Below are 24,968 nucleotides of genomic sequence, written 5' to 3'. Positions count from 1 at the left end.
CTCCTCCTTGAATGGAGCAAAAAACTAATCTTGGAGATTTATAATAAAATTTCTTATATAGTTGGATTTATTATCAATGCATGGCGCCGGCTTGGCAACCGGATTTCCCGGCGGCCGGCAAGAAATGAGGAATCGACGATGTCCAGGCGTATCGAGGCCTACGTAGGCACGGCCGGCCACTCGGCATGGTTCAGCGATGACCAGGGCGCGACGTGGATCCACCCCAACAGCCATTCCGGGATGTACCTGGAGGCGCGCGTGTGGGCCTTCAGCAGCCACCCGGACCGCCCGGAACTGTTGTGGGCCGGTACCGACATGGGGGTGTTCAAGTGGGATGAGCGGACCACGCGCTGGACGCACGTGCCTTCGCCGATCGAGGACGCCTGGGCGCTGTGCCAGCAGCCCGACGATCCGGACGTCATCTATGCGGGCGGGCGGCCGGCAGGGCTGTATCGCTCGCAGGACGGCGGCGCCAGCTGGGAGACCCTGAGCGTTCCGGGATTGGCGGATTTCTCGCCGATCAACCGGGGGCCCACCCGTGTCACGCAGATCCTGGTGGACCCAATGGACAACGACGTGCTGTGGGCTTCCATCGAGATCGGCGGCATCTTCCGCAGCGCGGACCGAGGCAAGACCTGGACGTCCCAGGTGGAGGGGCTGGTTTCGCTGGACGTGCACGGCATTGCCGTGATCCGGCGCCCGGGCGGCCGCCTGCTGTTGGCGACGACCAACCAGGGCCTGCATCGCAGCGAGGACGAGGGCGCGCACTGGACCTTCCAGCCGCTCGATTCGCCTTGGCAGTACACGCGCGCCGTCGTGCCGCGCGCCGATACCGACCGGATCGTGTTCCTGACCAACGGCAACGGTCCGCCGGGAACGACCGGCCGGCTGCTGCGCAGTGTCGACTACGGCGATACGTGGCAGGAACTGCCGCTGCCGGGCCGGCTGAACAGTACGGTGTGGTGCGTGGCGACGCATCCGCACGACCCGATGCTGCTGCTGGTCTGCACCAACCTCGGCCAGATTTTCAGGAGCCGGGACGGCGGCGATTCATGGGAGCGGCTGCCGCACGAGTTCGGGGAGGTGCGCGCGCTGCACTGGCGCTGGGCCGAGATCCCCGAGGGGCGGCCGGGACACGCGATGACGGTGCGCAACTGAGCCGCGCCTCGATCCAATCGATATGGAGGAATACATGAGCGAACAACGTTTCCCGCGCCTTGCGCCGGAACAGATGACACCGCGCCAGCGGGAGGTGGCGCAGCAGATCGCCGCCGGTCCGCGGGGCGAGGTCAAAGGCCCTTTCCTGGCGTTGCTTCACAACCCCGACCTGGCCGAGCGGATCCAGCAGCTGGGCGAGCACCTGCGCTTCGGCACGGAATTGCCTGGCGAGCTCATCGAACTGGCGGTGCTGGTGGCGGCGCGGGTCTGGGATTGCCAGTACGAGTGGGCCGCGCATCGCCGCATCGCCACGGCGACCACCAGCCTGGCTCCCGAGATCATGGACGCGATCGCCGCCGGCCGCGATCCGGGCGAGATGCCCGGCCATTTGCGCGATGCCTATGTCTTCTGCATGGCAGTGCACCGGCTCGGCCAGCCCGGCGAGGCGGCCTGCGACGCGGTCGAGGCGCGCTATGGCAAGCGCGGCGTGCTGGATCTGCTTGCGCTGTGCGGCTATTACACGATGCTGGCAATGGTGCTGAACACGGCGCAGGTGCCGCTGCCGGACGGCGCGGCACCGCCGCTGGAGCCGTTGCGGCGGCCCTGATCCCGGCTCTTGCGGCAGCAGGCGGTCAGCCGATCGCGCGCGCGGGCAAGTCCACCACATTGGCGGAATTCGAGATGCGCTGCGAGACTTCCCGGCTCGCCTCCACCACGCGGCCGGCCAGTTTCTGGAATTCGGCGGCGCCGATCTCGGATTCGGCGGCTGCCAGCGCCAGGCTGCCCAGCACGTCGCCGGAGCGGTTGAACAGCGGCGCGGCGATGGACAGGATGCCGTGGTTGTATTCGCCGTAGGTCATGACGTGGCCGGCCTGCTTGATCTCGCGCAGGATCTGCCGGAAGCCTTCCCAGTCCGCGCCCAGCCCGACCGACGCGATGCTCTTGCGGTGGCGCGAGAAGATGGTGCGCAACTGGTGGACCGGCAGGTGGGCCAGGATGATCTTGGCCGATGCGCCCGCCACCAGCGGCCGGCGCTGGCCGCGGCTGAACAGTACGGAGGGAGCGTTTTCGGCAAGAGCTTCCTGCACGCACATGATGGAGTCGCTGAACAGCATGCACAGCAGCGAACTGTAGCCGGTCTCGGCGGTCAGCCTCCGGATGACCGGCGTGCCGGCAATGTAGACCGGGTCGCACAGGCGTGTGGTGCGGTCCATCTCCAGCACGCGCGGGCCCAGCACGTACGAGCCGTTGGCGACGCGCGCCAGCAGGCCGGCGCTGTGCAGTGCCTTGATGTAGCGGTAACAGGTCGAAGCGGGGACGCCGGAATACCGTATCAGATCGTCCGTCGCCCAGACGGGGGCTGCCGGCGTGAATACGTCCAGCAAACTCAGCATCTTGTCCAGGCTGCTCATGGAGGATCTATTCTCGATCGCTTGAAGGCCGGTCGGCCGTCCCGCCGGCCCGGCTCCGGTTTCCGGGCGGCGGGGCGGCAAAGACGGTTTTGAAAACCCGGGAATTATTCCACATCGGCATAGGCGTTACCGGAGCATGGCGGTGCCGGCATTCCTGCCGCCCGTGCGGCACGGGGGCCCTGAAGAGCTTGCCATGCGCAGACGGGTCGTTCTAGATTAAACGAAATAATTATCGAATTATGGAATTAATTTATGGCGGCGGTGGCGCCGCCGAGGAGGCAGGCATGGAAAGCGCAGCAAGGGCCCGGCCGCTGAAGGTCGGGCTGATCGTTCCCATCAACAACACCACGATGGAGCGCGAGCTCGCGGGCTGGCTGCCGCCGGGCTCCACGGTGGAGACCCGGCGCATTCCGCGCGGCAAGGGGCTGATCACGCCCGACGTGCTGCCTGCCTACGTCGCCAACACGCTGGAGCTGGCGCGGACGCTGCCGGATGACATCGACGCGGTGGCCTACGGCTGCACCGCTGCCGGCTTCGTCGCCGGGCCGGAAGGCGAGGCGCAGCTGGCGCAGTCCCTGCGGGAATTGACCGGCAAGCCGGTGATCACCACCGCGCGCGCCATGGTCGTTGCGCTGTCCGAAGCCGGCGCGCAGGACATCGCGCTGGTGACGCCGTACAGCGAGCAGGTCAATCGCGCGCTGATGCGTTTCCTCGACGAGGGGCGCATCGCGGTGCGCCGGCTCAGCAGCTTCGAGGCCGCGGACGTCGAGGCGCTGGGCCGGATCACGCACGAAGAGGTGGCGCAGCGGGCGCGCGAAGTCATGGATGAGCAATGCGGAGCGATGTTCATCGCATGTTCGCAACTGCCCACGCAGGCGATCCTGGACGACCTGGAGCGCGAGTTCGGCAAGCCGGTGCTGTCGTCGATCAAGGCGACCGCCATGCAGACTGCGCGTGCGGTCCTGGGTTGACGTAGGCATAAAATAATTATCACCATATTAGACTTTTTATAATCATCCTGCCAGAATGCGCCAATCGGCGCCGCGGCAGGACCGCTGGTCCGTGAACATGCATCGAGCGGCGCGACGCCGGCACTGGCCGGCCGCAGCGCCCCGCAACCAGGAGACACTGCCATGAAGAATTGCCCCTACGCTCTTCCCGCTATGCGGGATCGCTGCCCCCCGAGGGGGCGTTTTTCATCTTGGGACGGCCCGGCGATGAAAAAACTCCTGCTCGGCGCTGCCGCGGCGCTTGCCTGCGCAACCCAGGTCCATGCCCAGTCCGCCGCGGACGCCTGGCCCAGCCGCCCGGTGCGGGTCATCGTGCCGTTCACCGCCGGTTCGTTCACCGATACGGCCGCCCGGGCCATGAGCCGCGAATTGTCCGCGAGCCTGGGCCAGCAGTTCGTGGTGGAAAACCGCGGCGGGGCAGGCAGCACGATCGGAACGGACGTCGCGGCCAAGGCGGCCCCGGACGGCTACACCTTCGTCGTGACGGACAACTCGTTCGCCGTGTCGTCGGCCCTCTACGCATCGCTGCCCTACGATCCGAAGAAAGACATCGTCCAGGTCGCCGAACTGGCCGAGGCGCCCGCGGTGCTGGTCGGGCGGACGGAATTGCCGCAGAAGGACCTGAAGTCAGTGATCGCGGCGGCCAAGGCCCAGCCGGACAAACTGACCTTCGGTTCGGGCGGACAAGGTTCGTCGGCGCACCTAGCGATGGAGGAACTGCTGCTGCAGACGGGCTCGCGCATGGTGCACGTGCCCTACAAAGGCATCGCCGCGGCGATCCTGGACGTGGTGGCGCAGCGCATCGACGTCGCGATCGGCAGCGTCGGCTCGACCGTCCAGTTCATCAAGGACGGCAGGGTGCGCGGCCTGGCGCTCAGCGGCAAGACGCGCCATCCCATGTTCCCGCAGGTGCCCACCTTCGCCGAAGCGGGCTTTCCCGACTACGGCGTGATGTACTGGTTCGGCGTCATGGCGCCGGCAGGCATTCCTCCCGCCATTCTCGACAAGATGCAGGCGGCGGTGCAGCAAGCCACCCGTGCGCCGAAGCTGCGCGAAGTATTCGAGGCGGCGGGGGTGCAGCCGTCCGGCACCGGCGGAGCCGAGTTCGGCCGGCGCGTCGCGGACGAAACGCAGATGTGGAAACGGGTAATTGAAAAGGCCGGGATCAAGCCGGAATGAGCAGGAGGACGATAGCGTGATTTCATACGAGAACCGCGCGCTGGCGCGGATGCTGGCAGGCGATCTGGTGCTGTGCATGGGCCTGCGCCAGGCGCGTACGCCGGACATCGCGCTGATGGCGTCGGCATGCGGCTTCGACAGCATCTACGTGGACATGGAGCACAGTCCGATCGGGCTGGATGCCGTGTCGGCCATCTGCATCGCGGCGACCGGCTGCGGCGTCACGCCGCTGGTGCGCGTGCCCGGGCACGACCTGCAATGCATGGTGCGCGCGCTCGATGGCGGCGCGCAGGGCATCATCGTGCCGCACGTCGAGGATGCGGGGCAGGCCCGGGCGCTGGTCGAGGCGGCCAAGTATCCGCCCATGGGCCACCGCTCGGTGATGGGCAGCGGTCCGAGCCTCGGCTACGAGCCGCTGCCGCTGGCGCAGGTCAATGAACTCGGCAATCGGGAAACGCTGCTGGTCGCCATGCTGGAGACGCCGCGCGGCATCGCCAATGCCGACGAGATCGCCGCGGTCGCCGGCATCGACATGCTGCTGATCGGCTCCAACGACTTGTGCACCGAGATGGGCATTCCCGGCCAGCTGCATCATCCCGCCTTGCGCGAGGCTTTCGAAAGCACGGCGGCGGCGTGCCGGCGCCACGGCAAGTTCCTCGGCATCGGCGGCGTGCGCGGCGACATCGCGCTGCAGCGGGCATTGCTGGGGCTGGGTGCCCGCATGCTCATCGCCGGCAGCGATGTCACCTACCTGATGCGCGCCGCCGCGCAGGACGCCAAGCAGTTGCGCGATGTGCAGAATTCGTAGCCGGAGACGCCATGCTTCACGATGATGAAAAACCAGCCTTCCATGCGCCCGCGGGCGCTTGCGACAGCCATTTCCACGTATTCGGGCCGCCGGGCAGCTATGGGTACGGCGCCGACCTGCGCTACGAGCCGCCGCACGCGCCGCTGGAAGACTACCTCGCCCTGGCGGGCCGCCTGGGCATCGAGCGCTTCGTGTTCGTGCAGCCCAGCGCCTACGGGCGCGACAATGCCTGCATGCTCGACGCGATGGCCCGCACGCAGGCGCCGCGGCGCGGGATCGTGGACGTGGACGAGCATGCGCCGGATGCCGAACTGGCGCGCATGGACGCCCTGGGCGTGCGCGGCGTGCGCATCAACGTGCGGCCGGTCATGCCGCCCCAGCCCGGCTTCGGCGACACCCTGGTGCCGCGCATCCAGCGGCTGGCGGCGCGCTGCGCGGAGATCGGCTGGCACCTGGACTTCCTGCTGCCCGGCTGGTTGACGGTGGAGCTGATGCCGGTACTGCGGGGCTTGCAATTGCCTTTCACGCTGGCCCACCTGGGCATGCAGCAGGCCGCCCTGGGCACGGACGCCCCCGGGTTTCGGCAGGTACTGGAATTGGTGCGCGGGGGCGACCGCCATTGCCGGCTGAAGGTCACCGGCATCTACCGCATCTCCACCGCGCCGGATTTCGACGATGTCGGGCCCATGGTGCGGGCGGCGCTGGAGGCCGCGCCCGATCGCGTGATCTGGGGCAGCGATTATCCCCATCTCTCGTTCGGCGACAACAGCTCCGTCGCGTTGTTCAACCTGCTCGGCAAGTGGGTGCCCGATCCGGTCCTGCGCAAGCGCATCCTGGTGGACACCCCGGCCGAGCTGTACGGGTTCTGACGCCGCGGCAATCGCCGCGGCCGTCAGGGCGCGCCCTCCCGCTCAGGGCTGCTGCGCTTCCCGCCTGGGCTTGGGACGGGTGCCTATGGTCACCGTCGCTTCCATCTCCTGGCCGCCGCGCACGATCTTCACCGCGACCTTGTCTCCCGGCGGAAGCTGGGCGATGGTGTTGAGCATGGAGGTCGTGTCCGAGATGGGCCTGTCGCCCACGGTGATCACGATGTCGCCCGTGCGTATGCCCGCCCTGGCCGCCGGCCCGCCGCGCACCACGCCGGCGATGATGACGCCGTCCTTGCGCGACAGCTTGAAGGCATCGGCCAGTTCGGCGGTCAGGTCTTGCGGCTCGACGCCGATGTAGCCGCGCGTCACGGTGCCGGTGGTGATCAGCTGTTCCATGATCTGCCGCGCGGTGCTGACCGGGATGGCGAAGCCTATGCCCAGCGAGCCGCCCGAGCGCGAGTAGATCGCGGTGTTGATGCCGACCAGGTTGCCGTCGGCGTCGATCAGCGCGCCGCCGGAGTTGCCGGGGTTGATGGCGGCGTCGGTCTGGATGAAGTTCTCGAACGTGTTGATGCCCAGGTGCGTGCGGCCCAGCGCCGAGATGATGCCCATCGTGGTGGTCTGGCCTACGCCGAAGGGATTGCCGATGGCCAGCACCACGTCGCCCACCTGGAGGTCGTCGGCCCGGCCGAAGGTGACCGAAGGCAGATTGGGCAGGTCGAGCTTGAGCACGGCCAGGTCGGTGTCCGGATCCGCGCCCACCAGCGTCGCCTTGCTCTTGCGGCCATCGGCCAGCGCCACCTCGATCTCGTCGGCGGATTCGATGACGTGGTTATTGGTGAGGATGTAGCCCTCCGGGCTGACGATGACCCCCGATCCCAGGCTGGAAACCGGGTCCTGGCGGGTGTCGGGATCGCCGAAGAAGTAGCGGAAGACCGGGTCGTCGGAATAGGGGGTGCTAGGCTGCTGCGGCGTGTCCTTGCTGGTGAATATGTTCACCACGGCCGGCGCGGCCCGGTGGGTGGCGTCGGCGTAGGAGGCCTGCCTGCCCGCGCCGGACGAAGGGGGGCTGGCCTCGAAGAAGGGCACGACGATCGCGTTGCCGTTGCCCGGCCCGCGGCGCGTCAGCCATTCTGGGCGCAGGGTCGCCACGATGAATAAAATGGCCAGACAGACGGTGGTGGTCTGGGCGAAGATCAGCCATAGTCGGCGCATGTGCAAAATACTTTTCTCTAGCGTAGGAGATTGACAATGATCGCAGGCGAGCAGGCCTCAAGGCAAACCGGCGCATCCGGGCAGGGCGTGGACGCTTCGGAGCTGGATGCATGGCTGGCCGCCGAACTGCAGGTCGCCCGGTTTCGCGACTACTGTCCCAACGGGTTGCAGGTCGAGGGCCGGCCGGTAGTGCGCCATATTATCGCCGCAGTTACGGCTTCCGAGGCGGCGATCCGGCACGCGATCGCCGCCGGCGCCGACAGCCTGCTGGTTCACCACGGCTGGTTCTGGAAAAACGAGGATCCGCGCGTGCGCGGCATCCGGCGCGCCCGGCTCTCGCTGGTGCTGGGCCACGAGCTGAACCTGTTCGCCTATCATCTGCCGCTGGACGCCCACCCCAGCTGGGGCAACAACGCCCAACTGGCCGAGGTGCTGGGCCTGGAGCCGGACCGGATCGGCGGCGTGCCCCGCACCGCCGGCCACGACAACCTCATCTGGCTGGGCCGCGCCCCGGGCGTGGCGACCGTAGGCGAACTGGCTGCCCGGGTAGCCGGGCAGCTCGCGCGCACGCCCACGCTGATCGGAGACCCGGCGCAGCCGCTGGGCACGGTGGCCTGGTGCACCGGCGCCGCGCAGGGCATGCTGCAGGACGCGATCGACGCCGGCGCGCAGGCCTACATCACCGGCGAAATCTCCGAACCCACCGTACACCTGGCCCGCGAAACCGGCACCGCCTTCCTGGCCGCCGGCCACCACGCCACCGAACGCTACGGCGTGCAGGCGCTGGGCCGCGCCATTGCGGAACGCTTCGGCGTGCGGGTCGATTTCGTGGATATCGACAACCCCGTATAGGGGCGGGCTTTCCTTCAGCGCGCCGGGGGGGCCTTCAATAGATCGCGGATCTCCCGCAGCAGCGCGACGTCCTCGGGCGGCGCGGCCGGGGCGGGCGGCGGCGCTTCTTTTTCGAAGCGGGCCTTGGCGCGGTTCATCAGCTTGATCATCCAGAAGATGACGAAGGCCAGCAGGATGAAATTGATCAGGATGGTCACGAAGTTGCCCCAGCCCAGCAGCGTGGCGCCGGCTTTGGACAAGGCGTCGTAGGTCTGGGGGCCGGTGTAGTCGGCCGGAGCCCGGAGCACGATGAATTTGTTGCTGAAATCGACGCTGCCGCCGAGGATGAAGTTGACCAGAGGCATGATCACGTCCCTGACCATCGAATCGACGATCTTGCCGAATGCCCCGCCGATGATCACGCCGACCGCGAGGTCGACGACGCTGCCGCGCATGGCGAACTCGCGGAATTCCTTCATGACGCTCATTGTTTCCCTCTCCCTGGGATGCCCTGCGCGGAAGTATCTCTCATTTCCCGCCGTCCGGACATTGTCGTTGCGCCGGTACGCCGCCGTGCGATAGAGGGTGTCGGCCGGGGTGGGCATTGCGCTATACTCGAAAGTTACTATGAGCGCTTGTGTCTTCAAAGGCGCAAAATATAAGAAGAGTCAGCTTTCAAGTGCTTAACGAGAAGAAGTAATCTTGAGGGTCATTAAATGAGTGAGGACAAAGTGGTAGACGCCGACCGTCGTTTTTGGGTCGGCACCACCTGTGCCGTCGGGGGAGTCGCGGCAGTTGGCGTCGCCGTGCCGTTCGTCAGTACCTTTGCGCCGTCCGAGCGCGCGAAGGCGGCGGGAGCCCCGGTAGAGGTCGAAGTAGGAGACATGCAGCCTGGCGAGATGCGCACCGTCGAGTGGCGCGGCAAGCCGGTCTGGATCATCCGGCGCACGCCGGAGCAATTGGCTACGCTCAAGCAAGTGGACGGCGAACTGGCCGATCCGAATTCCGAGCGCAATCCCGACGAGATCACGCCGGAATACGCGCGCAATGAATATCGCTCGCTGAAGCCCGAGTATTTCGTGGCCGTCGGCATCTGTCCGCACTTGGGATGTTCGCCCACGGCCCGTTTCACCACGGGATCCCAGCCCAACCTGCCTGCCGACTGGCATGGCGGCTTCCTGTGTCCCTGCCACGGCTCGACGTTCGACATGGCCGGCCGGGTCTACAAGAACAAGCCGTCACCGGACAATCTGACGATTCCTCCTTACGAGTTCCTGTCCGACACCAAGATCGTGGTGGGCGTGGACGAGAGCAACAAGGCCTGAGCGCCAGTGACCCGTAGCGGCGCGGGCCGGATGCGCCGCGTCAGTTGAACGAAGCCAATAGAACACGTCGGCACCGCGGAGCGCGCAGCGCAGCGCCAGGGACCGCCGACCAAAAGGAGCAGCAGCCATGGCTGGCGAGAAGAATGTCGAGACCACTGGCCTTCTGGGCTGGATCGACGCCCGCTTTCCGCTCACATCGACCTGGAAAGCGCACCTGTCCGAGTACTACGCGCCGAAGAACTTCAACTTCTGGTATTTCTTCGGCTCGCTGGCGCTCCTGGTGCTGGTAATCCAGATCGTGACCGGGATATTCCTGGTCATGCACTACAAGCCCGACGCCGAACGCGCGTTCCAGTCGGTCGAATACATCATGCGGGAAGTGCCCTGGGGCTGGCTGGTGCGCTACATGCACTCCACCGGCGCCTCGATGTTCTTCGTCGTGGTCTACCTGCACATGCTGCGCGGGCTGTTCTACGGCTCCTACCGCAAACCGCGCGAACTGGTCTGGATCTTCGGCGTGGCGATCTTCCTGTGCCTGATGGCCGAGGCCTTCATGGGCTACCTGCTGCCCTGGGGCCAGATGTCGTACTGGGGCGCACAGGTGATCGTGAACCTGTTCTCGGCCATTCCGTTCGTCGGTCCCGATCTCGCCCTCCTGATCCGCGGCGACTACGTCGTCTCCGACGCGACGCTGAACCGTTTCTTCTCGTTCCACGTGATCGCCGTGCCGCTGGTGCTGCTGGGACTGGTGGTCGCGCACATCATCGCACTGCACGAAGTCGGGTCGAACAACCCCGACGGCGTCGAGATCAAGGCCAACAAGGATGCCAACGGCATCCCGCTGGACGGCATTCCCTTCCACCCGTATTACTCGGTGCACGACCTGTTCGGCGTGGCGATCTTCCTGATGATCTTCAGCGCCATCGTGTTCTTCGCGCCGGAAATGGGCGGCTACTTCCTCGAGTACAACAACTTCATCCCGGCCGATCCGCTCAAGACCCCGCCGCACATCGCGCCGGTCTGGTACTTCACGCCGTTCTACTCGATGCTGCGCGCGTGTACCGACGACTTCACCTGGGTGCTCGCCATCATCGCCGCGCTGGCCGCGATCGCCTTCTTCGTCAAGGGCCGCATGGCGTTCACCGTCCGCGTGACCGTGGCGGTCGTGCTGCTGGCCGTGGCCGTGCTGCTGCGCGTCTGGGACGCCAAGTTCTGGGGCGTGCTCACGATGGGCGGCGCGGTCGTGATCCTGTTCTTCCTGCCTTGGCTCGACCATTCGCCGGTCAAGTCCATCCGCTACCGTCCGGGCTGGCACAAGTGGCTGTACGGCGTGTTCATCGTCAACTTCCTGGTGCTGGGCTACCTGGGTACGCAGGCGCCGAACGACGTCTTCAACCTGATGTCGCAGATCGGCACGATCATTTACCTGGGCTTCTTCATGCTGATGCCGTTCTGGAGCCGGTGCGGCAAGTTCAAGCCCGTGCCCGAGCGCGTGACCTTTTCCGCCCACTGAGGATGCCCCAGGAAGCCGGCGCCTGGCGCCGGCCCGACAGACTTAACGGATACCAAGATGAAGAAGCTGCTCGGTGTATTGATTTTTATGCTGGCCTGCACGGCGGGAGCCCATGCCGCGGAAGGCGGGTTCCACCTGGAGAAGGCTCCCGCGCGTGTCAACGACCTGCCGGCGCTGCAGAACGGCGCCAAACTGTTCGTCAACTACTGTCTGAACTGCCATGCCGCTTCGTCCATGCGGTACAATCGGCTCAAGGACATCGGCCTGACCGACGAACAGATCAAGGAAAACCTGCTGTTTACGGGCGGTAAAGTCGGCGACATGATGACCATTGCCATGAGCGCCAAAGAGGCGAAGGAATGGTTCGGCGCTGCTCCCCCCGACCTGTCTGTCATTGCCCGGGCGAAATCCGTGAATGCGGGTCCGTCGGGTGCCGATTACCTCTACACCTACCTGCGTACGTTCTATCGCGACGAATCCCGGCCCACCGGCTGGAACAACCTGGTGTTTCCGAACGTGGGCATGCCCCACGTCCTCTGGCAGCAGCAGGGCCCGCGCGAGCTCACCACCATCGCCATGCACAAGAGCGAGGGCGAGCACGGCTGGGAACGCGTCACGACCACTTACGACGTGAACGGCGTCGCAACCGTCAAGCACGAGCCGGTGACGGGCTATCATGGCCACGAAACGATGGAAACGCGTTTCACGACCAAGGATCCCGCCAAGGCCGCAGCCTACGAGAGCGACGTGGCCGACCTGGTCGCGTTCATGACGTGGATGGCCGAACCCGTGCAGCAGCAGCGCGTGCGTCTGGGGGTGTGGGTGCTGATATTCCTGGCTTTCTTCACGGTCATCACCTGGCGCCTGAACGCCGTGTACTGGAAGAACGTCAAGTAGTTTTCGAACTACCTTTCCGGGGCCAGCATCCTTCACCAGGATGTCTGGCCCTTTAATGTTTTTACTCCCTGTCTGGAGCCCCTCGCCATGATGGTGCTTTACTCCGGAACCACGTGTCCGTTCTCCCAACGCTGCCGTTTCGTGCTGTTCGAAAAAGGCATGGATTTCGAAATCCGCGACGTCGACCTCTACAACAAGCCTGAGGACATCGCCGTCATGAACCCCTACGGCCAGGTGCCCATCCTGGTCGAGCGCGACCTGGTGCTGTACGAGTCGAACATCATCAACGAGTACATCGACGAGCGCTTCCCGCATCCCCAGCTGATGCCGGCCGACCCCGTCATGCGCGCCCGCACCCGCCTGTTCCTGTTCAACTTCGAAAAGGAATTGTTCGTGCACGTCAGCACGCTGGAAGCGCGCGAAAGCCGTGCCGACGAAAAGGCCCTGGAGCAGGCTCGCCAGCAGATCCGCGACCGCCTGTCGCAACTGGCTCCCATGTTCCTGAAGAACAAGTTCATGCTGGGCGAAGAGTTCTCGATGCTGGACGTGGCCATCGCGCCGCTGCTCTGGCGCCTGGACCACTACGGCATCGAGCTGCCCAAGAACGCCGCGCCGCTGCAGAAGTACGCCGAGCGTATCTTCTCGCGTCCGGCCTACATCGAAGCGCTGACGCCTTCCGAGAAGGTCATGCGCCGCTGATGCGGAGCGTCCGAACCACCGGGCGGGCGCGACGTCCGTCCGTGCCGCCGGGCAAGGCCGGCGGCTTGCAGCGCCGGGGGTGCAACCATGAGTGAAGTCTCTACCAAGCCTTACCTGATCCGCGCGCTGCACGAGTGGTGCACCGACAACGGCTATACGCCCCACATCGCCGTGGCCGTCGACGAACGCGTCGTGGTGCCGCGCGAGCACGTCCGCAACGGCGAGATCGTGCTGAACGTCGGGCGCCTGGCCACCCACAAGCTGGAGCTGGGCAACGAGTTCATCGAGTTCCAGGCCCGCTTCGGCGGCGTGGCGCGCCAGATCTCGGTGCCCATCGATGCCGTCACGGCCATCTATGCGCGCGAGACCGGGCATGGCATGGCCTTCGAGGCCGGTCCCTCGGCTGTCGCGGGCAACGATGTCGATGCGCCGTCAACCGAGGAGTCCGGCGGTACGGCGGCGGCCGACGGATCTTCCGCCATTCGTCCGCAGCTTTCGTCGGTGCCTTCGGGCGACACCACCCCGGCCGCTCCTGCCGGTAGCCCCGACGAAACCGACCCGCCGCCCGCCGGTCCGGACCGCGGCCGTCCGAAGCTGACGGTGATCAAATAGCGGGGCCCGGCATCGTCCGGGCGGTAATTAGCAAACAAGGCATTTGCAAAGACGCATAACGAAACGCGAAAACGTTCGTTCGTCGCGCGCGGGCCTGTCGATATTCTTCTTGCTTTGATGGGAAGAATCACGATGAACGCGCTGCTCAAACCCTTGCACCGGCCCGCGGATACGACGCTGCATCAACCGCGCATCCTGGAGCCGGAGCTTTATCGGCATGAGGATGCCCGCCTCGGGGATATCCGCATCGAGGCGTATTCCCCCATTGTCGGCGGGGTGGTGCATGGCTTCCGCTTCGAGCAGGAAACCCCGGACGCGGTTCGTTCGTTTCTGTATCGCTCCCTGCTCGAGTACGGCTTTCTTTCCTTCGCGCCGGGATCGGTCGCGGCCGAGGAGTTCGAAGGTTTCGCCGCCTTGTTCGGCGCGCCGCGCTTCGCCGGCAATCCGCAGGCGCCCCGCGTCGGCGGCGAGGCCAATTCCATCGACTCGGCGCGCAAGAAGACGCGCACCAACTACATCTGGCACATCGACCAGGCGTATCGCGAGCGTCCGCAGAAATTCACCGCGCTGTATGCCGTGAAAGCCCCGGAGCACGGCGGCGGCACCTTGTTCTCCAACGCCACCGCGGCCTATCGCTTGCTCGATCCGCAGTTCGCGGCCTACCTGGACACGCTGACCATTCTGCACAACGCCGACCAGATGGGGCTGGTGTCGATGTCCTATGCCGATTCGGAGCGCCTGCTGCAGGCCAGGATCGACACGCCGCCGCTGGAGGTGCCGCTGGTGCGCGTCCATCCCGAAACCGGCGCGAAGCAGCTGTTCGCCTGCGAGCTCTATGCGCAGCGGATCCTCGGCCTGCCCAGGCTGGTCAGCGACCATTTGCTCGGCATCGTCTTCGAATTCATCAAGGCGCCCGAAGTCTGCACCGAATACCGGTGGGAGGCCGGCGCGGCGCTGATCTGGGACAACCGCATCGTCCAGCACCGGGGCATTTTCAACTACGCCGGCCAGGACCGCCTGTTGCACCGCGCGGTGCTCGATTGAACGGAAAGAACATCATGAAGAAATCGTTTGGAAAACTCGCCGCCGGCCTGATCGCCGGGTTGGCCTCGATCGCGCTGGCCCCCACGGCGCAAGCGGCCGAGCCGCTGCCCAGGCTTGCGGTCACGGTATTCGCGCCGCCCTCGCAGAGCATCTGGATACCGGCGCTGATCCAGCGGCTGGAGCTGGACCGCAAGCATGGATTCGAGCTGGTCGTGACGCCCAAGCCGTCCAACGTTGCCTATACGGACTTCGCCACCGGCAAGGACCCGGTCTGCTTCTGCGCGGCGATCGCCGCCGTCAGCCGCTTCAAGCAGCAGGGCGCGGATTTCACGCTGCTCTGGAACATCTTCAATTTCGAATCCGACATCGTGGTGCGCGACCCGGCCATCAAGGACGTGAAGCAGCTGCAGGGCAAGGTCGTGCAGACCGACACCATTACGGGGAGCTGGGCGCTGTCGAAATGGTTCCTGCAAGCTCGTGGCGTCGATCTTGACAAGGTCAAGATCAAATCGTCCAGCGCACGCGGTGCCGCTGGGTTGGCAGAACTGCAGCTCGGCCGTATCGATGCGCTGCTGGTCAATCCGACCGAAGGCGCCGCGGCCGTGGCGCAGGGCAAGGGTGCCTTGCATTCGCTGCCGGTATTCGACCAGGCAGTGTGGCAGAAGGTGTCGGGTACGGATTTCGTGCCTTCGATCGCGCTCGGCGTGGCTTCGTCCTGGATCGCGCAAAAGCCCAACCAGGATCTGGCGCGCAGATTCTATGCGGCCAATCGTGAAGCGGCGGCGTTCATCCGGGAGCAGCCGGCCAAGGCCGCGCAACTCGTGGCCAAGGACGCCCAGATGGACGCGCCCGCGCTGCAAGGCGTGCTGGAGCGCTACCGCGACCTGATGCGCATCGAGCCGCTGCGCCGCCACATCAAGACGGTGGCACTGCTGACGCAGAAGCTGCTGCCCGAAGGCGGCCAGTTGCCGCGGCCGTTGACCGACCCGGAACTCGATTCGCTGGTATCGGCATTCGATGTGGAGGGCCGCAATGAATAGCATCGCAAGCGGACGGGCCGCGCCGGCGCCGCGGCCGTCCTGGCGCGCGCGGGAATGGCCCGCGGTGCCGTGGGAGGGCGCGCTCGCCATCGCCCTGATGCTGGCGGCATGGGAGTGGGCCTCGCGGCATTCCACGCCCATGTTCTTCCCTTCGCTCGCGCAGATTGCCGCAACCGGAGCCGAGCAGCTCGCCTCGCCGGAGGGCTGGACCGCGATCGCGATGACGTACGGCCGCATCTGGGCCTATCTGCTGGTCTCGTTCGTGGTGTCCTTCCTGCTCGGCATGGCAGTGGCCGGCAATGTGCACATCGAGCGCTTCCTGGTGCCGCTGGTCGAACTCAAACAGGGGATTCCTTCGCTGTGCTGGATCCTCTTCGCCATCCTGTGGTTCCAGGATTCCGAGACGCGCATCGCTTTCGTGGTCGTTACCTCCGCGCTGCCCGCGTTCTTCTACCAGGCGCGCGACGCGCTGCGCGGCATTCCGCGCGACTGGATCGACCTGGTGCAGGCCATGCGGCCGACCTTGTGGCAGAAGGCGCGCATCCTGTGGTGGCCGGCGGTCCTGCCGTCGCTGCTGACGGTGTGGCGCATCAACATCGGCAATGCCACGCGCGTCACCATCATGGCAGAACTGCTGGGCGGCATCACCGGGATCGGCCATCAATTGCGGGTCTCGCAAGAGATGTTCCGCATGGACCAGACCATCGTCTGGACGGTCGTGCTGGTGGCTTTCGTGATCCTGAGCAACCAGGTCTTGAGCGGCTTCGAGCGGCGCCTGCTGTCGTATCGCGGCCATGACGGAGTACGCGGCGATGCCTGACGCCATCGAATTCTTCAACGTGGAGAAACGCTTCTCCAAGAGCGCCGGCCGGCCGGCCATCGCCGACCTCAGTTTCACCGTGGCGGCAGGCGAGCACGTCTGCGTGGTCGGACGGACCGGGTGCGGCAAGTCCACCGCCGTCAACCTCATTCTCGGCTTGGCGCAGGCGACCCGCGGACAGGTGAGAGTGCTGGACGTCGACCCGTACCGCGCGTTCGGCCAGTTGCGCGGCCGCATCGGCTGCGTATTCCAGACCGATCGCCTGCTGCCGTGGCGCACCGCGCTCGACAACGTGCTGCTGCCGCTGGAAGTGCTGCGCGAGCGTTCGCCCGAGACCGAGCAGCAGGCGGTCGAATTGCTGCGCAAGGTCGGGTTGGGTGGTTACGAGCACATGCATCCCGCGCAACTGTCGGGCGGGATGCGCCAGCGCGTGGCGCTCGCCCGGGCGCTGATCACGCGTCCCGAGGTCATGATTGCCGACGAGGCGTTCGGCGCGCTGGACGAAGTGACCGCCGCCGCGCTGCGCGCCGATTTCCAGCGCATCGCCAAGGCGCACGGACAGACGGTGCTGCAGATCACGCATTCGCTGGACGAGGCGCTATCCATGGCGGACCGCATCCTGGTGTTCGACCGGCCGGGCCGCGTGGCGGGCGAATTCGCGCGCGTCCAATGGCAGACGCCGGAACAGCGGCAGTCGGTCAGGCACTCGCTGCGCGGTTTGATCGCGGGCATCCATGACGCCGGCGCGGCCGCCGTGCGCGAGGTAGCGTGATGCCACCGACTGCCGCCGCTGTCGGGGCGCCGCCGTCCGAACGCCTGTCGCCGCAAACCCGGCGCACCGCATGGATCGTCTCGTCCATCTTTTTCGTCGAGCAGCTCGACGCGACCAGCGTGGCCTCGGCGCTGCCCGCGATGGCCGCCGACCTGAACACCGACGCGGTGACGCTGAGCGCGACCATTACCGCCTATCTGCTCGGCCTGACCATACTGATCCCGCTGAGCGGCAGGCTGGCGGAGCGGTATGGCGACAAGCAGGTCTTCGCGGGGGCGATCTGGCTGTTCCTGGCCAGTTCGATCGCTTGCGGACTGGCGCCCAATGCGACGTTCCTGATCGCGCTGCGATTCATCCAGGGCATGGCCGGCGCGCTGATGGCGCCGGTGGGCCGCCTGATCGTCCTGCGCGCGGCCGCCAAGCACGAGATCGTCGAAGCCATGGCGCTGGTCATCCTGCTGGCCATGATCGCGCCCATGGTCGGGCCGTTTCTGGGCGGCCTGCTGACCACCTACGTGGGATGGCGCTGGATATTCTGGATCAACGGGCCGCTCTGCCTGGCGGCGCTGTGGCTGGTCTGGCGCTTCCTGCCGGCCACCGGAGGCAGGAAGGATGGCGCGTTCGATCTGCGCGGCACCGCACTCAGCGGACTCGGCTTCGCCGGACTGACGTGGGGCCTGATCGCCTTGGCCGACGCCCACGCGCAGACCGGACCGGCCGTCGCGGCGCTCGTCGCCGGCCTGCTGCTGCTGGGCGCCTACGTTCGCCATGCGCGCCGCACGGCCGAGCCGGTGCTCGCCCTGGACCTGCTCAAGCTGCGCAGCTTCCGCGATGCGATGGCGGGCGGTTCCGTATTCCGCATCGCCGTGGGCGGCGTGCCCTTCCTGCTGCCCGTCACCTTGCAGCAGCGCGACGGCTACAGCCCCCTGGAAGCCGGGCTGGTGGTGCTGATCCCGGCGGTGGGCGGCTTCGCCATGAAATTCTTCAGCGGCAAGATCCTGCGGCGCGCCGGATACCGCACAGGGCTGTTCCTGCACGGACTGCTCGCAGCGGCGTGCCTGGCGGCCGCCGGACTGGTGCCGCCCCGCGACCTGCTGCCGTTCTACGCGGCCCTGCTGCTGGGATTCGGCTGGGCCCGCTCGCTGCAGATGAACGCCTACGGCACGCTGGCCTATGCCGATGTCGCGCGCCCCAGGCTGGCCGCCGCAACCAGCTTCTTCCTGGCCGTCCAGAACCTCACCGTCGCCGTCGGCGTGGCCGCCGCGGCGCTCCTGCTCAAAAGCGGCGCGGCGATCGATGGCGCGGGCACGGCCTTTTATTCCTGGGCCCATCTGGCCCTCGCCGCGATCGCGCTGGCCAGTGCGATCATGACGCTCTCCATGCCGGCCTCGGCAGGCAGCGCCCTCCTGCAAAGCAAACGCCCATCCTGACAACGAGGAGTCCATCCATGAGTACCGTCCACGCTGCAGCCGTTTCCCCTTTCATTTCCGCCGAAGCACTGGCCGCCCGCCTGGAGGCGGGGGAGGCGGCCGTGGTCTACGTCGCCCGCGAGCCCGGGGCCGCGCCGTCCACGCTGATCCCCGGATCGGTCCGGACTGCCGTTCCCACGCACTACGCCGACCCGGGCGATCCGGCACGAGGCCAACTGCCGCTGCCCACGCAGGACGCCGTGCGGCGCTGGGCCGCCGAGGCGAGCCTGGACCGGGCCCGCGAGATCGTCGTCTACGACGACACTACCGGCACCGCCGCGGCGCGGGCATGGTGGGTGCTGACCTGGGCCGGCCTGGAAGGCGTGCGCATCCTCGACGGCGGCCTGCGCGCCTGGACGGAAAAAGTGGATGCCGAGGCAGAGTCCGGCCCGGCGGTTCCCGCAGCACTCCCCGCGCTGTCCGCCATCGACACCGAGGCCATCGCCGCCCAACCGGCCGGCTACCGCCTGTTTGACGCCCGCTCCCGCTCGGCCTATGACGGCGACGGCGTCGCGCCCTCCCACTTGCCGGGCGCGCTCAGCAGCCCGGCCGCGGTCTGGCAGGACGCCGACGGCCGCCTGCTGCCCATCGACCGCCGCCGCGCCGTCGCCCGCGCCCTCGGCCTCCTGGACGAGAACGAGCGCCCCGTGGTCGCCTACTGCGGTTCGGGCGGCGCCGCCGCCTACTGGATCGCAGCGGTCCAGGACCTGGGCGTGCAGGCGTCGCTGTACGCGGGGTCATGGAGCGCATGGTCCAGCGACTCCGCGCGGCTGGCGGCGCATGCAGGCTGAGGGCGTCTTCTGGTAAGGGAGTTTTCCATTACAATCCGGCCTTTCGCCGGTGTAGCTCAGTTGGTAGAGCAGCTCACTTGTAATGAGAAGGTCGAGGGTTCGATTCCTTTCACCGGCACCAAGTACTTGTCCAAAGTAGTCTGAGAAAGTCCAAAAGCCCGTATCGCTCCTAGCGTTGTGGGCTTTTTCTTGTCTACAGTGATCCAAGTGCATCCATTGCCATACCATCAGGCGCTGGTATCTTTGCTGGTATCTGGCCGTTTCGTTAAGCCGGAGCGGAAAAATACCATCAGGACGCCGCTATGCCCCTCACCGATACCGCCGTGAGCCAGGCCAAGCCCAGGGCGAAGCCCTACAAGCTTGCCAATGGGGACGGTCTGTACTTGCTGGTGAACCCGGACGGCGGGAAATATTGGCGCTGGAATTACCGCCATCTAGGCAAGCAAAAGACCCTGGCTTATGGCGTCTATCCGGATGTGACGTTGGCCGGCGCTCGGGACAGGCACCAGGAGGCCCGCAAGCTGTTGGCGGCAGGCTCCGATCCTGGCGAGGTCAAACAGGCCTCCAAGCGCGCCGAGACGTTGGCGGCGGCTAATTCCTTCGAGGCCGACGGAAAGCACCTATGACCATGCGCTGTCATGGATGGAAAATGACGTGTTCCCTTGGCTAGGCAAGCGGCCCATTACTGCGATTGACGCCCCCGAAATCCTGATCGTGCTGAAGCGCATCGACGGGCGGGGTGCCCGGCATACTGCCCACAAGGTGCGCAGCAAGATTAGCCTCGTATTCCGCTTCGGGATCAAGGAGGGCCTTTGCAAATCCGATCCGGCCCGCGACTTGGTTGGCGCGATCCCTTCGCCCAAGACCACACACTTTGCGTTGACCCGCGTTCGCTTGCGTTCGTGCGCGTTCGTCACCTCCGCGGTGCCTAGTCCGAATCTCGGACAGTGAACGAATGTCGTGCTATCTGCTAGGCCAGATTCCGCACCAGGCACGCCAGCGCGTGTTGGGGATAAAGGTAGTTGCTACGTTTTCTACCCGAAGGCACGCAGGCCCGTGCCGGATGGGCTGGTTTCGATGCAGGTGGCCCCGATGCGCTTCATGATTTCGACGGCCGCGGGGTCGGGTGTACCCTCAAGTCCACGGCGATATCTGCGACGGTCTTGTATCGGCCAATTGGGTCATCCTGGCGGCGGATTCGCTCTAAGGCGTAGTTGGCAATTTTCTCCGCATCTATGCCTAGGTGCTTAAATACATTCCCAGGGTGCTCCATTGCGTCGTCCACACCTTCGTCTGTGTGCAAGCGCTTGTATGGATCGACGCTTAGGGCGGGTGGAGCTTTCTCCTTCGTCATGCATGTAGCCCTTGGTCGTTCATTTGAGGCATATCAGCACCAGGCCGGTGGACGACCGGCTTTTCTCCCCGTTGGGATAGGTGTTGGCGTAGAGGGGTTAGGCAACGTCAGCCCCACGCTACTTCTCTACGTTTTTCTGCCACGTTGAGCGATCACACTTTGGCGCTGGCTTGAGGTCGCTACTCCCGGACATCGATTCGGCCTCTCTATCGCATGCGTAAGCTGCATCGTGATATGCGCGGTCACTAATCGGTTGTGCTATTGGATTGCACTTGTTTGCTGCCATCAGGGCAATATTGGCCTGTATGACATTCAAATCATAGATTGCAGATAGCTTCCTGTTAGTCTCACGGGGAGCGCTGTCATCGATGACATACAACCTATCCATTGCAAGCTCTTTAAGCCCGGCGTCTACTTCTCCACTTAAGGCTGTGCATGCGGGGGTTTGTGCGTTAGCCCCCATGGACGCTATTCCGATCAAGAAGGCGACGAGGAAGCGGGAGGTCTCGTCTCTCATTACATCCTATCCACAGTAGAAATCACGATGTTTGCTCTAGGGTAAGTGTCGGCCCGAGATCGAAGCGAGAAAAATTCGGGGTTAGGCAGCGGCCAGGCGCTTACCGCGCTTCACCTGCGGCGACTCCAGGCGCACCGCTACGCGCGCGCCCGTGGCCTCGGCAAAGCGGGCGAGCGTGCGCATGGATGGCATGGACCTGCCGCTCTCCAGGCGGGCGATGGTCGATTGCGTGGTCTGCATCCGCTCGGCCACCTCGTCTTGGGTCAGGCCGGCACGCACCCGGGCCGCGATCAGCTCTCGGGCTAAGGCAAATTCCGGGGCCTGGGCCTCGTACTCCGCTTTCACCTTCGGGTCAGCCAGCAGATGGCGCTTGAGTTTTTCCAGGTCGCTCATCATGTCGCCTCTTTCAATCTGCCCAAGGCCGTTTCGATGGCTTGGGGCGGGGTTTTCTCGGTTTTCTTCACGAAGACGTGCAGTACTTGCAACCGCCGCCCGGACATCGCCACATACAGGGCACGAGCGATGCCATCGCGGCCGGTCATGCGGATTTCCCATAACTTGCCCTGAATGGGGCGGATATGGGGCATGCCGACTCGCTGCGGCCCGAAGGCTTCTAGTAGCTCGGCGATGTGCAGGAACCGCGCCTGCATGTCTTTGGGTAAAGCACTCAATTCGGCTTCTGCCTGGGGCAGTAGCACCACCTTCCATGCCATAGATTTTATCTCTTTTTTGCTATGTAGCAAGATTTCCTGACTCCCGCCCGATGCCACATGCAGCACCAAGCGGGGAATGCGGGCGTGGACTACAGTAGCTACTACGGCAGCTACTGTAGGTGTAGGTAGGCCAGAGCGTTAGCAAAGTCTCCTATCGCATTGCCAGACCCGTCCGGGCTGAGTGGCATGACTCCCTCGGGGTCTCCTGCCCCATGTCCTTCCAGAATTTCACCTCGCCCTGGACACGCACGACCTCGCCATAAGCGGCCAAGCCAAGGACCAGGGCATACCGGATGGCCTCTATTGCCTCCTGGTCGAGCGTGAGGTGTTTTCTTCGCTCATGCCCGTACTTCCTCGTTCTGGCGCTGCTTCCGTGCATGGCGTCGTCGCTGTTCGGCTTCGTCCACGCAATTGCAGCCGACGGCCTCCGCCTCCGCGTTGATGCAGTTCTCTAAGCGCAAGGCGGTACCCCAAATCGTTTCCAGCGCGACGGCGTAGGTTTCGATCTCGTGTGCCGTGGTAGGAGATTCCATCGCATACAGGGCCAGCCGGGCAATGCTGGCGATCTGTCCGAAGCCTTCCCGCGAAAGGCCGTCCATGTTCTCGATGGCTTCTTTGAGCGCCTTCACGCTAGCTTCTGTCGTGGTGCGGGTATCAGGGTGATTCGTGTTCATGCTTGGCCCTCGCGCTCTTGTGCTTCCAAAGCTCTGTGATACGCAGGGGGAAGCATCCACTCCTCGGCATCTCCGCGAACACCGACACCGCCCAGCTTCTTGGTCCCCAGGTCTGCAAGCCACCCGACCTTGCAGATCGCGGAACGAAGGTAGGAGGCTTCCGCCGCCCATGCCTCCGTGTCGCCATCGTTGCATGTGTAAGCGCACAGGGTGTCCGCCGCTTGCGCCGTCTGCGCCAATTCGTCGAATATCCAACGAAGGACATCATGGGGCGCAATACCACGCCGGCGCATGACAGCTTCTACCAGGGGCATGAACACGGCCGTGGAGTAACCGTTGGGTTGCTCGACCTGGTGGGCCAGGCGGGCGACGATATCGTTTACGGTTTCGCATCCGGCGAGGCTGACGGGGCTGTACAGCGCCGCGCCGATGGCCTGTACTAGGGCTTGGTATGCACGGGCGATCCCATCGGCGTCCCCGGGATGGCGGTTGGCGCAGCCGAAGGTGGAGATGGCGCGCTCGATGTGCGGGGGAATGCTCGGCGCGGCGTTGCCGGCGGCCTGGCCGGCGGGCGGAGTGGTGGGGCGGGAGGTATGATCGGGTACGGCTGACATGGCGTTTCCTTTGCAGGGGTTGTAGATAAGTGCCCAGCGGGCACGCCATGATGGTATTTTTGGTTGCTTGTCTTCGTAGATCAAGCATTCATGTGGATTATCGAGGAATGTTCGATTCCTTTAATCGCCACATTAGAAACCCCGGAAATGCCCTGTTTCCGGGGTTTTTTTGCCCGCAACAATGGGGCGGGGCCGCCGCAAAAGCGGAAATGCTGTGTTAAAAGCTAGCCACAATACATAGGGAGGTAGTATGGATTACACACCGAACCAGCAGCCGGCGGCGCCGGAACTCGAATCGAAGCGCCCCTACATGGCCCCGTCCGTGCTTGTACTGGGGACGGTCGGCGGCGTCACCGAGGGGCCCCTCATGGGCATCGGCCCCGACCTTGCACTCTTTGAGTCGTAAGCACAGAGCGCGATAAACCCGCTATCCACGGACCGGCGGGCTTTGGGCGCAACGCGAAGAGGCCCCTGCATGGCGCTTGCGCTTGCATGCGCATGACCGGTCCGGTGGGTCCGCGGGCAGAATGCGCGGCGTGCTCAGAGTCCGCGTGTCGCCGGTCGTAATGGCGGCCTGCTACTTCAGATCGAGAACGCCTTGCCTTTTTGCCCAATGGGCGTCCAGCCATTCCAGCATTGCCTTCACTCTCGCAATGGATAGGCGCCGCCTCGGAACATAGGCCTTGAACCAGTTTTCCTGAGGCGAGAAGTCCGGCAGCACATTCTGCAGGCTGCCCGCCAGAAGGGCTTCGCCCGCCACGTACTCCGGCAAGAGCGCCAGACCCAGGCCGGCACAAGCTGCATCGAGCAGCGTGCCTGTTTCGTCCACAAGCAGCCTGGGCGTTACATCAACGCTTTGCACCCCTCGCGCACCTTGGAATCTCCAGGTCGTTCCCGTCGCGGAGAACACCAGACAGCTATGGTCTGCCAGGTCGCGCGGATTCGTCGGCGGGGGGCGCGATGCCAGGTAGCTCGGCGCCGCGCACAGCAGCGGCCTGACAGGGCAAAGCGGAACATCGACGACTCCTTCGTAGGTCGCGGCGCGACCGCTGATCGCAATGTCGAAGCCTCGTTCGGCGGGATTCGCTGAACGGTCCACCAGAGATACTTCCAGGGTGATGCGGGGGTGTTCGAGCAGAAACGAGCGAAACACGGGCGCCAATTGCTGGGTGGCCAAGGTCGTCGGCGCCATCACGCGCAGATGTCCTACGAGCTGGCCGTCGTCACGTTCGACGGAGTTGACCAGTTGTTCGAAGTCGGCCACCAGGTTCGATGCCTTGACGAAGAATTTCTCGCCCGCTTCGGTTAGCGTCACGCGCCGGGTCGTTCGCTCGAACAGCCGGGTGCGGAGCTCTTCTTCCAGCTGGCCGATGCGCTTGGCCACGACCGACGGTACGACGCCGAGCTCCCGGGCGGTTTCCGTGAAGCTTCCGAGCCGCCCGGCGGCGACGAAGGTACGAACGTGGGTCATGAGATCCATTGATGCACCCGAGCGAATTGTTATAAGCAAAAATTAGTCTAATTGTGCTTGGGTGGCAACAATATACTTGGCTCAACCAAGTGCGCGATGGCTGTACCGCGGCAGCAGTACCGGGTTTCCTGTCATGCCGAAAGCCATCTCGCTCCGGAGCA

27 protein-coding genes, 1 tRNA gene and 1 pseudogene are annotated in these 24,968 nt (G+C 65.2%); 20 read left to right on the top strand and 9 right to left on the bottom strand.

Going from position 1 to position 24,968, the window contains the following annotated elements; genetic code table 11:
• The first annotated feature begins 138 nt into the window (after positions 1-138).
• Positions 139-1,158 (top strand): WD40/YVTN/BNR-like repeat-containing protein, encoded by a 1,020-nt coding sequence (locus PIGHUM_RS20245; protein ID WP_124081532.1) that lies wholly within the window; start codon positions 139-141, stop codon positions 1,156-1,158.
• Positions 1,159-1,192: 34 nt separating this feature from the next.
• Positions 1,193-1,765 carry a carboxymuconolactone decarboxylase family protein gene (locus PIGHUM_RS20240; RefSeq protein ID WP_160142376.1) on the top strand — a complete coding sequence of 191 codons (573 nt, stop codon included), beginning with the start codon at positions 1,193-1,195 and terminating at the stop codon, positions 1,763-1,765.
• 25 nt (positions 1,766-1,790) lie between these two features.
• On the opposite strand, the gene PIGHUM_RS20235 is transcribed toward PIGHUM_RS20240, so the two are convergent.
• Positions 1,791-2,570, bottom strand: coding sequence for an IclR family transcriptional regulator (locus PIGHUM_RS20235; protein ID WP_124081530.1), 780 nt, complete (start codon positions 2,568-2,570; stop codon positions 1,791-1,793).
• 284 nt (positions 2,571-2,854) lie between these two features.
• Here PIGHUM_RS20235 and PIGHUM_RS20230 point away from each other — a divergent pair, with 284 nt between their 5' ends.
• The 4 genes from PIGHUM_RS20230 to PIGHUM_RS20215 all read left to right on the top strand — a co-directional run bounded on the left by PIGHUM_RS20230 (position 2,855) and on the right by PIGHUM_RS20215 (position 6,436).
• Positions 2,855-3,541 (top strand): maleate cis-trans isomerase family protein, encoded by a 687-nt coding sequence (locus PIGHUM_RS20230; protein WP_124081529.1) that lies wholly within the window; start codon positions 2,855-2,857, stop codon positions 3,539-3,541.
• Positions 3,542-3,787: 246 nt separating this feature from the next.
• Positions 3,788-4,759: a Bug family tripartite tricarboxylate transporter substrate binding protein gene (locus PIGHUM_RS20225; protein WP_160142375.1), complete on the top strand. Its 972-nt coding sequence runs from the start codon at positions 3,788-3,790 to the stop codon at positions 4,757-4,759.
• A gap of 16 nt (positions 4,760-4,775) precedes the next feature.
• A complete protein-coding gene (locus PIGHUM_RS20220; RefSeq protein WP_124081527.1) occupies positions 4,776-5,567 on the top strand; it encodes an HpcH/HpaI aldolase family protein in 792 nt (263 codons plus the stop codon).
• Between the two features lie 11 nt (positions 5,568-5,578).
• The gene (locus PIGHUM_RS20215; RefSeq protein ID WP_124081526.1) at positions 5,579-6,436 is read left to right on the top strand and encodes an amidohydrolase family protein; all 858 of its coding nucleotides are present in this window, start codon (positions 5,579-5,581) and stop codon (positions 6,434-6,436) included.
• A 42-nt stretch (positions 6,437-6,478) separates the two neighbouring features.
• Here PIGHUM_RS20215 and PIGHUM_RS20210 read toward each other — a convergent pair whose 3' ends face one another.
• Positions 6,479-7,651, bottom strand: coding sequence for a S1C family serine protease (locus tag PIGHUM_RS20210; RefSeq protein ID WP_124081525.1), 1,173 nt, complete (start codon positions 7,649-7,651; stop codon positions 6,479-6,481).
• A 36-nt stretch (positions 7,652-7,687) separates the two neighbouring features.
• Here PIGHUM_RS20210 and PIGHUM_RS20205 point away from each other — a divergent pair, with 36 nt between their 5' ends.
• Entirely contained in the window at positions 7,688-8,503 is an 816-nt protein-coding gene (locus PIGHUM_RS20205; RefSeq protein ID WP_124081524.1) for a Nif3-like dinuclear metal center hexameric protein, read from the top strand.
• Positions 8,504-8,517: 14 nt separating this feature from the next.
• Here the strand turns inward: PIGHUM_RS20205 and mscL are convergent, their stop codons facing one another.
• Positions 8,518-8,970 carry a large conductance mechanosensitive channel protein MscL gene (mscL, locus tag PIGHUM_RS20200; RefSeq protein WP_124081523.1) on the bottom strand — a complete coding sequence of 151 codons (453 nt, stop codon included), beginning with the start codon at positions 8,968-8,970 and terminating at the stop codon, positions 8,518-8,520.
• 228 nt (positions 8,971-9,198) lie between these two features.
• Here mscL and petA point away from each other — a divergent pair, with 228 nt between their 5' ends.
• The 13 genes and pseudogenes from petA to PIGHUM_RS20135 all read left to right on the top strand — a co-directional run.
• Complete coding sequence (gene petA / locus PIGHUM_RS20195) at positions 9,199-9,807, top strand: ubiquinol-cytochrome c reductase iron-sulfur subunit (RefSeq protein WP_124081522.1); 609 nt, start codon at positions 9,199-9,201, stop codon at positions 9,805-9,807.
• A gap of 127 nt (positions 9,808-9,934) precedes the next feature.
• On the top strand, positions 9,935-11,320 hold the full coding sequence (locus PIGHUM_RS20190) for a cytochrome b (protein ID WP_124081521.1): 1,386 nt from the start codon (positions 9,935-9,937) through the stop codon (positions 11,318-11,320).
• 57 nt (positions 11,321-11,377) lie between these two features.
• Positions 11,378-12,217: a cytochrome c1 gene (locus PIGHUM_RS20185; RefSeq protein ID WP_124081520.1), complete on the top strand. Its 840-nt coding sequence runs from the start codon at positions 11,378-11,380 to the stop codon at positions 12,215-12,217.
• Between the two features lie 87 nt (positions 12,218-12,304).
• Positions 12,305-12,916 (top strand): glutathione S-transferase N-terminal domain-containing protein, encoded by a 612-nt coding sequence (locus tag PIGHUM_RS20180; RefSeq protein WP_124081519.1) that lies wholly within the window; start codon positions 12,305-12,307, stop codon positions 12,914-12,916.
• 87 nt (positions 12,917-13,003) lie between these two features.
• Positions 13,004-13,528 carry a ClpXP protease specificity-enhancing factor gene (locus tag PIGHUM_RS20175; protein ID WP_124081518.1) on the top strand — a complete coding sequence of 175 codons (525 nt, stop codon included), beginning with the start codon at positions 13,004-13,006 and terminating at the stop codon, positions 13,526-13,528.
• Positions 13,529-13,660: 132 nt separating this feature from the next.
• The gene (locus PIGHUM_RS20170; RefSeq protein WP_160142374.1) at positions 13,661-14,572 is read left to right on the top strand and encodes a TauD/TfdA dioxygenase family protein; all 912 of its coding nucleotides are present in this window, start codon (positions 13,661-13,663) and stop codon (positions 14,570-14,572) included.
• A 14-nt stretch (positions 14,573-14,586) separates the two neighbouring features.
• The gene (locus PIGHUM_RS20165) at positions 14,587-15,612 is read left to right on the top strand and encodes an ABC transporter substrate-binding protein (RefSeq protein ID WP_124081516.1); all 1,026 of its coding nucleotides are present in this window, start codon (positions 14,587-14,589) and stop codon (positions 15,610-15,612) included.
• Complete coding sequence (locus tag PIGHUM_RS20160) at positions 15,605-16,432, top strand: ABC transporter permease (protein WP_160142373.1); 828 nt, start codon at positions 15,605-15,607, stop codon at positions 16,430-16,432. Before PIGHUM_RS20165 ends, PIGHUM_RS20160 begins: the two co-directional genes overlap by 8 nt.
• Positions 16,425-17,204: an ABC transporter ATP-binding protein gene (locus tag PIGHUM_RS20155; protein ID WP_160142372.1), complete on the top strand. Its 780-nt coding sequence runs from the start codon at positions 16,425-16,427 to the stop codon at positions 17,202-17,204. The genes PIGHUM_RS20160 and PIGHUM_RS20155 overlap by 8 nt, the downstream gene beginning before the upstream one ends.
• Positions 17,204-18,634, top strand: coding sequence for an MFS transporter (locus PIGHUM_RS20150; RefSeq protein ID WP_124081513.1), 1,431 nt, complete (start codon positions 17,204-17,206; stop codon positions 18,632-18,634). Before PIGHUM_RS20155 ends, PIGHUM_RS20150 begins: the two co-directional genes overlap by 1 nt.
• A gap of 17 nt (positions 18,635-18,651) precedes the next feature.
• On the top strand, positions 18,652-19,464 hold the full coding sequence (locus tag PIGHUM_RS20145; protein WP_124081512.1) for a sulfurtransferase: 813 nt from the start codon (positions 18,652-18,654) through the stop codon (positions 19,462-19,464).
• 45 nt (positions 19,465-19,509) lie between these two features.
• A tRNA-Thr gene (locus PIGHUM_RS20140) sits at positions 19,510-19,585 on the top strand.
• Between the two features lie 181 nt (positions 19,586-19,766).
• A pseudogene (locus PIGHUM_RS20135) lies at positions 19,767-20,343 on the top strand (tyrosine-type recombinase/integrase); the annotation flags it as partial.
• Between the two features lie 593 nt (positions 20,344-20,936).
• Here PIGHUM_RS20135 and PIGHUM_RS20130 read toward each other — a convergent pair.
• From PIGHUM_RS20130 to PIGHUM_RS20105, 6 genes are all read right to left on the bottom strand, one after another.
• Complete coding sequence (locus PIGHUM_RS20130; RefSeq protein ID WP_124081511.1) at positions 20,937-21,335, bottom strand: hypothetical protein; 399 nt, start codon at positions 21,333-21,335, stop codon at positions 20,937-20,939.
• 81 nt (positions 21,336-21,416) lie between these two features.
• Entirely contained in the window at positions 21,417-21,731 is a 315-nt protein-coding gene (locus tag PIGHUM_RS20125) for a helix-turn-helix transcriptional regulator (protein ID WP_246013373.1), read from the bottom strand.
• Positions 21,728-22,048 (bottom strand): type II toxin-antitoxin system RelE/ParE family toxin, encoded by a 321-nt coding sequence (locus PIGHUM_RS20120; protein WP_124081510.1) that lies wholly within the window; start codon positions 22,046-22,048, stop codon positions 21,728-21,730. The genes PIGHUM_RS20125 and PIGHUM_RS20120 overlap by 4 nt, the downstream gene beginning before the upstream one ends.
• A 338-nt stretch (positions 22,049-22,386) precedes the next feature.
• Positions 22,387-22,722: a hypothetical protein gene (locus PIGHUM_RS20115; protein ID WP_124081509.1), complete on the bottom strand. Its 336-nt coding sequence runs from the start codon at positions 22,720-22,722 to the stop codon at positions 22,387-22,389.
• Positions 22,719-23,336, bottom strand: a complete 618-nt coding sequence (locus PIGHUM_RS20110) for a hypothetical protein (RefSeq protein WP_124081508.1) — start codon at positions 23,334-23,336, stop codon at positions 22,719-22,721. Before PIGHUM_RS20110 ends, PIGHUM_RS20115 begins: the two co-directional genes overlap by 4 nt.
• A gap of 577 nt (positions 23,337-23,913) precedes the next feature.
• Positions 23,914-24,807: a LysR family transcriptional regulator gene (locus PIGHUM_RS20105; protein ID WP_160142371.1), complete on the bottom strand. Its 894-nt coding sequence runs from the start codon at positions 24,805-24,807 to the stop codon at positions 23,914-23,916.
• Between the last annotated feature and the right edge of the window lie 161 nt (positions 24,808-24,968).

Origin of the sequence: Pigmentiphaga humi (genome assembly GCF_900606115.1) — a bacterium.
Lineage (GTDB): Bacteria > Pseudomonadota > Gammaproteobacteria > Burkholderiales > Burkholderiaceae_B > Pigmentiphaga > Pigmentiphaga humi.
This window is presented reverse-complemented; position numbering and strand designations above follow the sequence as displayed.

Bases quoted from the DNA above. Each gene is read 5' to 3' on its own strand.
- PIGHUM_RS20245 (WP_124081532.1), top strand. From the start codon at position 139: ATGTCCAGGCGTATCGAGGCCTACGTAGGCACGGCCGGCCACTCGGCA.
- PIGHUM_RS20215 (WP_124081526.1), top strand. From the start codon at position 5,579: ATGCTTCACGATGATGAAAAACCAGCCTTCCATGCGCCCGCGGGCGCT.
- PIGHUM_RS20115 (WP_124081509.1), bottom strand. From the start codon at position 22,722: ATGAACACGAATCACCCTGATACCCGCACCACGACAGAAGCTAGCGTG.
- PIGHUM_RS20160 (WP_160142373.1), top strand. From the start codon at position 15,605: ATGAATAGCATCGCAAGCGGACGGGCCGCGCCGGCGCCGCGGCCGTCC.
- PIGHUM_RS20190 (WP_124081521.1), top strand. From the start codon at position 9,935: ATGGCTGGCGAGAAGAATGTCGAGACCACTGGCCTTCTGGGCTGGATC.
- PIGHUM_RS20120 (WP_124081510.1), bottom strand. From the start codon at position 22,048: ATGGCATGGAAGGTGGTGCTACTGCCCCAGGCAGAAGCCGAATTGAGT.
- PIGHUM_RS20150 (WP_124081513.1), top strand. From the start codon at position 17,204: ATGCCACCGACTGCCGCCGCTGTCGGGGCGCCGCCGTCCGAACGCCTG.
- PIGHUM_RS20170 (WP_160142374.1), top strand. From the start codon at position 13,661: ATGAACGCGCTGCTCAAACCCTTGCACCGGCCCGCGGATACGACGCTG.
- PIGHUM_RS20175 (WP_124081518.1), top strand. From the start codon at position 13,004: ATGAGTGAAGTCTCTACCAAGCCTTACCTGATCCGCGCGCTGCACGAG.
- PIGHUM_RS20225 (WP_160142375.1), top strand. From the start codon at position 3,788: ATGAAAAAACTCCTGCTCGGCGCTGCCGCGGCGCTTGCCTGCGCAACC.
- PIGHUM_RS20145 (WP_124081512.1), top strand. From the start codon at position 18,652: ATGAGTACCGTCCACGCTGCAGCCGTTTCCCCTTTCATTTCCGCCGAA.
- PIGHUM_RS20210 (WP_124081525.1), bottom strand. From the start codon at position 7,651: ATGCGCCGACTATGGCTGATCTTCGCCCAGACCACCACCGTCTGTCTG.
- PIGHUM_RS20230 (WP_124081529.1), top strand. From the start codon at position 2,855: ATGGAAAGCGCAGCAAGGGCCCGGCCGCTGAAGGTCGGGCTGATCGTT.
- PIGHUM_RS20105 (WP_160142371.1), bottom strand. From the start codon at position 24,807: ATGACCCACGTTCGTACCTTCGTCGCCGCCGGGCGGCTCGGAAGCTTC.
- PIGHUM_RS20240 (WP_160142376.1), top strand. From the start codon at position 1,193: ATGAGCGAACAACGTTTCCCGCGCCTTGCGCCGGAACAGATGACACCG.
- PIGHUM_RS20165 (WP_124081516.1), top strand. From the start codon at position 14,587: ATGAAGAAATCGTTTGGAAAACTCGCCGCCGGCCTGATCGCCGGGTTG.
- PIGHUM_RS20125 (WP_246013373.1), bottom strand. From the start codon at position 21,731: ATGATGAGCGACCTGGAAAAACTCAAGCGCCATCTGCTGGCTGACCCG.
- PIGHUM_RS20130 (WP_124081511.1), bottom strand. From the start codon at position 21,335: ATGAGAGACGAGACCTCCCGCTTCCTCGTCGCCTTCTTGATCGGAATA.
- PIGHUM_RS20110 (WP_124081508.1), bottom strand. From the start codon at position 23,336: ATGTCAGCCGTACCCGATCATACCTCCCGCCCCACCACTCCGCCCGCC.
- mscL (WP_124081523.1), bottom strand. From the start codon at position 8,970: ATGAGCGTCATGAAGGAATTCCGCGAGTTCGCCATGCGCGGCAGCGTC.
- PIGHUM_RS20185 (WP_124081520.1), top strand. From the start codon at position 11,378: ATGAAGAAGCTGCTCGGTGTATTGATTTTTATGCTGGCCTGCACGGCG.
- petA (WP_124081522.1), top strand. From the start codon at position 9,199: ATGAGTGAGGACAAAGTGGTAGACGCCGACCGTCGTTTTTGGGTCGGC.
- PIGHUM_RS20155 (WP_160142372.1), top strand. From the start codon at position 16,425: ATGCCTGACGCCATCGAATTCTTCAACGTGGAGAAACGCTTCTCCAAG.
- PIGHUM_RS20235 (WP_124081530.1), bottom strand. From the start codon at position 2,570: ATGAGCAGCCTGGACAAGATGCTGAGTTTGCTGGACGTATTCACGCCG.
- PIGHUM_RS20205 (WP_124081524.1), top strand. From the start codon at position 7,688: ATGATCGCAGGCGAGCAGGCCTCAAGGCAAACCGGCGCATCCGGGCAG.
- PIGHUM_RS20180 (WP_124081519.1), top strand. From the start codon at position 12,305: ATGATGGTGCTTTACTCCGGAACCACGTGTCCGTTCTCCCAACGCTGC.